The organism is Legionella stuttgartensis (genome assembly GCF_977063405.2).
In genome coordinates, this window is record NZ_CDRUHA020000082.1 from 496,677 (window position 1) to 505,639 (window position 8,963).

Genomic DNA, 8,963 nt, shown 5'->3' on the forward strand with positions numbered 1-8,963 from the left:
CAAAATGCTGATAGGGTAAGGACCCTGACCATTCTAAAAATTGACAGAGTAGATATCAAGTTCAATTACTAATGAGGCGTAATCTTCACTCAATGAAAAACAAAAAGCCATGAAAGAGTGCTATCCTAGCATTAGGTCGCCGAAGGGACTTTGAATACTTAAACACAAGAGTCAAATTAGGCTTCTGATTACTAAAGGGAATTATATGAGTACACGTCTTAATGGGGAGTCCGACAAAGAGCCTGGCATAATTCAAACCGAATCTTGGCATGTCTTGAAAATCGACGAGGTTGTAAAACGCCTGAACGTCGATTTATCTACCGGGCTTACTGCGCAAGAGGCAGCAGCAAGATTGAACTCAGTAGGCATAAATCGGCTAGTAGGCCAACCGCCACGATCGCCATGGCTACTTTTTCTGACTCAGTTTAAGAGTGCCTTGATCCTCATCTTGATCGGGGCCGCTGCATTGGCTGCATTAATTGGGCACGTTAAAGATGCCAGCGTGATCCTTGCGATAGTTGTTATCAATGGTTTCGTTAGTTTCTACCAAGAGTACCGGGCGGAACAGAGCTTATCTGCGCTGCGGAAGATGCTCCCCCACCGGGTCCATGTTCGTCGTGACGGTAAGAAACTCTCTATCGATGCTGAAACCGTTGTGCCTGGAGATGTAGTGTTGGTAGAGGCCGGAGACAGACTCCCTGCAGACGGCAGGTTGATAGTTGCGGCGAATCTCGATGTAGACGAGTCGACTTTGACTGGCGAGTCACTGCCTGTCAGTAAACAGGTGAACGCCAAGTCTGTGCAAGATTTACCGGTGGCCGACCGGCTGAACATGGTCTATATGAACACGATGGTCACACGCGGTCGAGCAGAATTTTTGGTTACTGCCACTGGGATGCAAACTGAGATGGGACAGTTGTCGCAAGAGTTGGCATCAACCCCAGAGATCCCGAGCCCTCTACAAATTCAGTTAAACCAGCTAGGCAGACAATTGGGCTTAGTAGCGCTGACGCTGATCAGTCTTTTGTTCCTGTTTCAATTACTTCGGGGCGAGAATCTCACACATGCGATTATCGATGCCATTGCGCTAGCCGTCGCTGCGATGCCGGAGGGATTACCCGTAGTTGTCACGGTAACACTGGCACTGGGAATGCATCAGATGGCGCGGCACGGAGCGGTCGTCAAGAGGCTGGCGAGCGTGGAAACTTTGGGTTGCACAACGGTCATTTGCTCTGACAAGACTGGTACACTTACACTAAACCAGATGGTCGCGCGCGAATTGTTCTATCTTAACCAGCAATTCAACGTCAGTGGTGAGGGTTACGGTACTGCGGGCGTATTAAGTCCACAGAAAGTTGGTACATCGCTACCCGACATGAAGCCACTTTTGGTGCCCTTAGTCGTTTGCAATGATAGCCATGTCGAGGATGGGCGGGCTATTGGTGATCCGACCGAAGCTGCTTTGTTGACACTAGCTGCAAAAGCGGGGCTTCATTGTGAGGGTGTACTGACGGACTACCCGCGTATTGCCGAGATTCCTTTTGATTCAGCTTATAAGTTCATGGCAACGTTCCACCGTGTAGCAGGAGGGGTTCAAATCTTCGTGAAGGGGGCACCTGACGTTTTGCTTACTCGATGCGACCATTTTATTGGCCTAGACCACGATGGTCTGTTGGACATCAAGCGTAAAGAAGAGATAGAAGGGCAATACCGCATCATGGCGTCTCGCGGGCTCAGGTGCTTGCTAGTAGCATCTCGCTTCTTGGAGACTAAGGGGTTCACGGCATCAAAGAATCTATTGGCCTGTATTCATGATCTCACGTTCTTGGGGCTTATCGGACTGCAGGATCCTCCGCGACCGAAGGTTAAGGAAGCCATCGCACAGTGCAAAGCAGCAGGCATAGCGATTAAAATGATCACCGGCGACCACAGGGATACAGGTTTAGCCATCGCGCGCGAACTCGGTCTGCAGGGTGATGCCATTTCCGGTGTAGAACTCGACAAGTTCGATTTGTCACAACTTGCCGAGTTAATCGACGATATTGCCGTATTTGCGCGAGTGTCGCCGGCTCATAAAGTGAAGATCGTGCAAGCGTTACAAAGTAAGGGACATGTGGTTGGGATGACCGGCGATGGAGTCAATGATGCTCCTGCTCTGAAGACTGCAGACATTGGTGTAGCGATGGGTATCGTGGGCACTGCAGTCGCTAAAGAATCTGCAAGTATGGTACTAACGGACGACAACTTTTCCACAATAGTGGACGCAGTCCAACAAGGCCGTGTTCTCTACGACAACATCCTCAAGTTCATTCGTTTTCAACTCTCAACCACTGTGGGTGCCATCTTGACGGTGTTTTTTGCGCCTATCTTAGGATTACCGGATCCTTTTAATCCAATCCAAATTCTATGGGTTGCGCTGATTATGGATGGCCCACCCGCTGTGTCGTTAGCGCTAGATGCAGGAAGATCAGGGATCATGAATGATATGCCACGTCGTCGATCCGAACCTGTGTTGCCATGGGAACGCTTAAGCCGCGTTATTGTACTCGGTTTAATAATGATGGTGGGTACACTCTCTCTATTGTCCTATGCAGGGAACAGCGGGAATGAGCAGAGTGCGCTGACACTTGCCTTCACGACATTTGTGTTGTTTCAGTTTTTCAATGTTTTCAATGCGCGCGTCGAGCAGGGTTCGTCCTTCGTCAAAGGGTTCTTTAAAAATCGCATGCTGTGGTGGTCGCTCACTGCCGTCATTGTCCTCCAGATCCTGGTAGTGCACTGGTCACCTGCACAGTCTATATTTGGGACAACCGATCTGAGCGCTGCCCAATGGGCGATGGCTATCGGCGTTGCTTCATCTATATTGATGCTGGAGGAAGGACGTAAAGCCATAGCTAGGTTGTTTACAAGAGAGGCTCCATGACCAAGACACTAAATAATATGATCTATAATTATACAAAATAATCTATTGGAATTCTGAAAATGAAAGATTCACTCAAGGATGAGCAAGGGCGTTTATGGAGAAAAATGGGAAAAGGGTCTTTTAATGTCGCCTATAGTAATGAACAAAACACGTTAGTTTTTAAAGTTCCTCTTTTAGATGATAAGAACAAAAACGCAAAATTAGACAAAGGCAAGAGACCTCAAGAGCTATGGAATTTACTGAATAGCAATCTTAAGCCTCCCGCATCATCCTACCAAATAGAGGGTATAGATGGGTGGATTTGTCCTTTTATTCAAGGAAGAGCAGCTACTGATAAAGAGATTAGCGCTAAGTTAATTGATATTTATAATGAGACAGGACGAATTGTAATTGATGCAATGGGTGACAAAAATTTCATAACCATTGAGAAAGGCCCAAATCAAGGACAGACAGTTTGTGTTGATGTGGGTTTAGCTCTTTTATTAAATAAATCTAACGAACTACCAAAAAGCCAGACCAGTCTAGACGCCTGGGATAGCTATAAAGAAAATGTATTAAATAATATATCCAGCTTCTCGTATCGACATTCTTTCCCAAAAACAGTTAGAACAATAAAAGCGTTACTCTTCTTACAAGAATATGACCAAACCTTAAATGCTAATTTCATACGCACAAAATATCAAGACAAACCAGTAGCCTACTTACTCATAGAAATGTCTGACCTTAGGAGAAAAAAACCAATTACCAGTGAAGGACGAGAAAGACTCAGGACTTTAAAAAACATCCTTGATGGTTTAGCAAATAATTTCCGTTTTGAATCTAAAGAGCCCAATTACTTTGTACGAGAATATCATAAAAATAGAAAAGAAGAAGAACGCTCTATTATTGCACAAGAAAAGAAAACTCTTCAGGAAATACCAAGTATGGAGTCAAGATTTAAAGCGATGCCACCCCAAGAGAGCCCCTACTCTTATCGAGAGTCTTCGCTTGGGCATAGTAAATTTTCAATGTTCTCTCAAGAAAAAAAACCATCACCCAGTAAAAATAACACTTTAAATAACCATCATATTACAAGTAATGGAGACTCCCTAGGCGATACAGATGAGGGGCTTGGGGCTAATAATCCTTTTAGGCAATAAGTTAGTGACTAAAGCTTTATACAACCTCATATAAGTGCAGAGCTGCTATACGCATCTGCACTATATATGTAAATTTAAACTTAAATCCGATTAAGGTTGTAGGTCAGAAGATTTATCCTGGTCATTCGGTTTGCCCTTAAATACATCTTTAAAATTCTTAAACTCTCCTATATGTTTATTTTCATCAGGAATATCTCGTTGAATAGGGTCGTAATGTGAAGTAGGTAGTTTATCATGACCAAACATAGTTCCATGTTGTATTAAGTGAGCAGCACCTTTAAATACTTCTGACGTTGGCCCAACATAAGTACGATGAGCTCGAGTGTCATGCATTAAAGCGTCTTCTTTAAGTCCTTCAAGTACCACCTTATCACCATTTGAATATAGATATTTGTTTACAGGAATATTTGTAGTAAGCAATCCTTTTAATACCTCATCGATTAAAGGGGAGATTTCATGATAGTCTGATGCCCCTAAATTAGCATCTCCAACAAATACAATTTTTGAAGGTCTAGTTTCTTGTGCATTCATAAAATCTCGCAAATTTTTAGCTAATAGGTCAAAATCTCCTCTATTTTCTTCTGCAAAATGCCAATTTCCTTTTAATTTCAATTTGTATTCAACTGTAGATAAAGGTGTTTTTAATTTAAAATCTCCAGATTCGTGGGTCAGAGAAATTAGCATCGCTCCATTAACCATGCCATAAGCCATATATAATTTTTCCGTATTATAGGGATAGGATTCAAGTCTACTTTTCATGATCAACTCCTTTTAATCAATTCATATAATTATAGCTAGGTTTGTCGCTATGAAAGACATATTTCAACCGTAAAGTTAATTTTGAACAAAATTTTTTATTTTTTTATAGGATAATCTGAGACTTCAAAGCTATTGGTAAGAAATGATCAATTTGGGCCGTTTACCATCGATGCATCACCTTCTATCATTTGATTAATGTCACAACGTTAATGGGGTCAGGTTAAGTGGTTTTTCGCGGTTTATCATTGGCTAGAAATCACAAAAAAATGCCCAAAATTTTTTGTCTTAGAGTTGAGTATTGGCTATTAATTTATGCTGTTTATCTGGGGAAGGATAAGTTTATTCAAGACAATCCCGATAGAGGTTGTCTTGATAAATGATGAAGCAGTTATTTTCTTACTACTAATCCATATTGTTGAAGTATTAGCATCTTCTATATGTCTTTCATAGGGAAATCCAGCGAAACAATTTACGAGAGCAAAGTATTCGGCATAAGGCCCAAAGGTTGCTTTAATTATAGGTATAGGCTTAGTTAATAAGACTTGGAAAAAATCATCCCCAGTTTGAAGGGAAATTTGTCTTGCCAGCTGTTGAGCTTCGTTATCTGTTTGCGGTTTAAAGTATGTTTTAGCCGTTAATTCTAAGTGACCCATTATGATATGTTCTTATATTTAATATTTTCTTCTTAGATTGTCTGAGACTTCAGGATCCGACTCGGCCTCTTTTATGCTGATTAACTTGTTTTTAAAAGACTTGTTTTCTTTTTTATGAAAAGATTCTGCTTTTGTTTTTACTGCCTCATAGATTTCCTGATGGATTGTATTTTTATTATCAGGTAGGTGGGATTTTTGTGCTGAGAAGTCCAGCGGTGATTTATTTAGACTTTTATCAATTGCCATAGGATCCAAACCCGCTTCTAATAGCATTTTTGTCATCTTTAAGTTTCCACAATCGATCGCTTTAATGAGGTACCCTGAATGCAACTGAGTCTTTGGAATTTTTTCAAGAAATAATTGCACAATATCAGGATGATCATAAACTATGGCTAGATCTAAATAGTCGAGACCACGATTATTTTTTTCAAGAATGTTAAAGCCGATATCTAAAAAATTCTTAATTGCCTCTATATCTCCATTATATATAGCAATATTTAACAAATTTCTGTTGAAATCTGTTGGATTATGCATGTTATTCCATTCGGCGTTTTCTGCTGTGGCATTTGCTTGAAACATTAATTTATCTTCATTGGAAGGAAAGTGAATCCAGGTAGAAAACTCAATTGTGGGTTTTTGCTCCCCCTCTCCACAAAAACCCCGTTCGATATAATCTCCTGACTCTTCTCCACCAGGTTCATCCATATTGGCCATTTTATTCGGATCAAAAAGTGTCCAACAATTTTCTTCATCTTCGCTGGGATCAAATACTAAACAAAGCGCGTGGTTTTCTGAGTTTAAGCGTAGAGGAATAGGATTCTTGCAATCTTTTAATTGCTTTTGAAGTATTGCCAAATAAGAGTATAAATCCTCTGTACCATATGAGCCGGTAAAAACAAGCGGTGAAGGTAATTCACCCCGCAATTTTTTTTGTTGTAATTGGTTGGGCTCTACCAGGATTGCTGCCGCATCCGAAATTTGATGCTTCATTTGACTGTGAAATAACATAGGGTAAACGGAAGGGTGGAAATACAATTCAACTCCATCTAAAAACATATCTATACTTAAACGAGCTCGATCTTCGAGAGGTAAATCAGCCATTAAACTGATGAATTTTTCATTAGCGAGATCATTAATATGTTTATCGAGGGCGACGCCTTCGTTTTTTTCCTCTAGCTCTTCTTTCGCTTGTTGTTTGGCTTTTTGAAACAAAGCTAATCTTTGTGCTTTTATTCGTTCGATTTCTTCAGGGAAATTTTCTATAGGTATCAAAGCTATTTGTTTGAGACGCTCCTGAAATAAAGAGTATTCTTTCGATCCTAATTGCACTGCTTGTCTTGCCATTTCACAAAGACCAAAACACATGCCCCCAGGATTTCCTTTATATCCTAGGCTTTGCATTCTTCCAATTAGCCACTCTTGGCCATTTGGGATTTTAAAAGTTTCATCATTCATGGGTTCTACTTTACAATTTCATTATCGTAAATTATAAACTATTTGATCAATATTTGTTCTGGTCGCATTCCAGCAATAGGTCTCTAGTTGCTGGCAATTAGCTGTTTTCAAGAAGTAAAAAGGCCGGCCCCATCCATCAGCTGAGCTATTGTTGGTTCAGCAGATTGTATATAATCATAGAATTACCGATTGGGTATTTAAACTGAGTCATTTAATAATGAATGGAATAAGCAGTTTTTCTTTTGAAGCGTTAAACGCTACTAATGATGGGATAGCTATTGTTGATATGAAACAAACTCATCAGCCTATAGTGTTTATTAACCCATCCTTTGAACAATTAACCGGTTATAGTGCCGAAGAAGTAATTGGAAAAAACTGCAGATTTCTTCAAGGATCTTTACCTAGCCAGCCTGAAACATTATTAATCCGGCAAGCTCTTAGCGAACAAAAAAATTGTCGCATAATTTTAAGAAATATGAGAAAGAATGGCACAATATTTTTTAATGAGCTTAGTTTAGCGCCAATAAAAGAAAAGAATAAGGATTTATCTTTTTATATTGGGATACAAAGAGACGTGACTCACGAGCTAATGCAATACCAAACAATTACGCAGGCTTTAGAGAAAAATAAAATTGATGCAATGCAGCAAGCTATTTCCAGCTTTGCTGATCAAGTAAGTCAGCCTTTGACTGCTATTTCCATTTACAGTAAGGCATGTAGTCTCATTATGGAAAAAGAAAAAAAAGAATGGAAAGAATTGACCAAAATACATGAGGGGCTTGAAAAAATTGAAGCACAAGCTCTGGTAGTAAAAGAAATAATCCGTACGATAAACACTAGTTTTAATGAATTAAATTTTTTTGTTGAGAAACTAAATCCTAATGACGTCATTATTCAATTAGTAAATATAATTAAGTACACATGCCCTTACAATATCCAATTAGAATTAGACTCTCAATTGCCAGAGATAAACATTAATCGAGAACACCTTGTCCAAATACTACTAAATTTAATTCGCAATAGCATTGAGGTATTCCAACTCCATTCACTCATGGGAGGGCAAATTACAATTAGTACAGCAAAGCGCAATGATTTTATAGAATTAAAAGTTTCTGATAATGGGCCGGGAATGGCCGAGGAATTTCTCTATAAAGAGCCAGGCACATTCTTTACTTCAAAAACATATGGTGTGGGTACAGGTTTTGGAATTTGTAAGAAATTAATCGATATTTATGGAGGGAAAATTTCTTTTAAAAAAAATGATAATGGATTCAAAGTTCTCATACTTTTACCAATTTAAAACCTCTGAGGGTAGGCTCCCTATTTCGTTGATATTCTTAAATACTCCATGAGCAATCAATCACTAGCCAAATATTAATTATAATGTATACTTATTTTTCTTTAGGAAATATTTCGCTTCTGATGGCTAACTTAGCAACTTAAGCTTACTATAGCTTATACTAAGGTTGCCTTTGTCCAAACTTACTAAACCAATTCAACATGTTATCTCACACCTACAAATTTCTTACATGCAATTTTGTTTAGGTGATTATCACATTGAAACACGCCGTACATTATTCTTTTTTCAGGGTATTAATAAACTCACTTCTGTAGGATATTTTTTCATAACTAAGGGATGCCACTATTCACTTACACCCGGAATAGCGCTCAAAGACCCCTAATAAATAATCCAAACAGCCTTTATATTTTCTTTGGTGACTATAAATTAATCATTAAAGACTCCGTTTCAAATAAATAAACAATTTTTTAATTCAAATTTGAAGACTATTTCCAAGGGAAAAAAGAAGTTATGAGAAAATCTTTTATTGCTCGCACAAGAAAATATAAAAATATTCTTATTAAAAAAAATAGAAAAAATGCCAATGCGCATTTAGAAGTCTTATTGGTGTTGACAGGGGTATAAAACCGCGGAAATATGGCGCAGGCTTAAATTGATCAAAGTACGCGCAAAGTACACACTTTGATCTGACATTTACCTTAAAGCTAAAATGGGGGCTCCTCTCTAAAGATATC

At 39.3% G+C, this 8,963-nt stretch carries 6 protein-coding genes; 3 read left to right on the forward strand and 3 right to left on the reverse strand.

Features of this window, described 5'->3' with window-relative positions; translation table 11 throughout:
* Nucleotides 1-205 precede the first annotated feature (205 nt).
* Both ACWTEW_RS30100 and ACWTEW_RS30105 read left to right on the forward strand, forming a co-directional pair.
* On the forward strand, nt 206-2,923 hold the full coding sequence (locus tag ACWTEW_RS30100; RefSeq protein ID WP_454781695.1) for a calcium-translocating P-type ATPase, PMCA-type: 2,718 nt from the start codon (nt 206-208) through the stop codon (nt 2,921-2,923).
* 59 nt (nt 2,924-2,982) lie between these two features.
* Nucleotides 2,983-4,062 (forward strand): hypothetical protein, encoded by a 1,080-nt coding sequence (locus ACWTEW_RS30105; RefSeq protein ID WP_454781696.1) that lies wholly within the window; start codon nt 2,983-2,985, stop codon nt 4,060-4,062.
* A 90-nt stretch (nt 4,063-4,152) separates the two neighbouring features.
* Here the strand turns inward: ACWTEW_RS30105 and ACWTEW_RS30110 are convergent, their stop codons facing one another.
* From ACWTEW_RS30110 to ACWTEW_RS30120, 3 genes are all read right to left on the reverse strand, one after another.
* Nucleotides 4,153-4,821 carry a hypothetical protein gene (locus ACWTEW_RS30110; RefSeq protein ID WP_454781697.1) on the reverse strand — a complete coding sequence of 223 codons (669 nt, stop codon included), beginning with the start codon at nt 4,819-4,821 and terminating at the stop codon, nt 4,153-4,155.
* Nucleotides 4,822-5,126: 305 nt separating this feature from the next.
* Nucleotides 5,127-5,474 (reverse strand): hypothetical protein, encoded by a 348-nt coding sequence (locus tag ACWTEW_RS30115; protein WP_454781698.1) that lies wholly within the window; start codon nt 5,472-5,474, stop codon nt 5,127-5,129.
* An 18-nt stretch (nt 5,475-5,492) separates the two neighbouring features.
* The gene (locus ACWTEW_RS30120; RefSeq protein ID WP_454781699.1) at nt 5,493-6,929 is read right to left on the reverse strand and encodes an ankyrin repeat domain-containing protein; all 1,437 of its coding nucleotides are present in this window, start codon (nt 6,927-6,929) and stop codon (nt 5,493-5,495) included.
* A 217-nt stretch (nt 6,930-7,146) separates the two neighbouring features.
* Here ACWTEW_RS30120 and ACWTEW_RS30125 point away from each other — a divergent pair, with 217 nt between their 5' ends.
* Entirely contained in the window at nt 7,147-8,229 is a 1,083-nt protein-coding gene (locus ACWTEW_RS30125) for a PAS domain-containing protein (RefSeq protein WP_454781700.1), read from the forward strand.
* Nucleotides 8,230-8,963 lie beyond the last annotated feature (734 nt).

What these genes read in the sequence shown, in the direction of transcription:
- ACWTEW_RS30125 (WP_454781700.1), top strand. Translation starts at nt 7,147, where the DNA reads ATGAATGGAATAAGCAGTTTTTCTTTTGAAGCGTTAAACGCTACTAAT.
- ACWTEW_RS30100 (WP_454781695.1), top strand. Translation starts at nt 206, where the DNA reads ATGAGTACACGTCTTAATGGGGAGTCCGACAAAGAGCCTGGCATAATT.
- ACWTEW_RS30110 (WP_454781697.1), bottom strand. Translation starts at nt 4,821, where the DNA reads ATGAAAAGTAGACTTGAATCCTATCCCTATAATACGGAAAAATTATAT.
- ACWTEW_RS30115 (WP_454781698.1), bottom strand. Translation starts at nt 5,474, where the DNA reads ATGGGTCACTTAGAATTAACGGCTAAAACATACTTTAAACCGCAAACA.
- ACWTEW_RS30105 (WP_454781696.1), top strand. Translation starts at nt 2,983, where the DNA reads ATGAAAGATTCACTCAAGGATGAGCAAGGGCGTTTATGGAGAAAAATG.
- ACWTEW_RS30120 (WP_454781699.1), bottom strand. Translation starts at nt 6,929, where the DNA reads ATGAATGATGAAACTTTTAAAATCCCAAATGGCCAAGAGTGGCTAATT.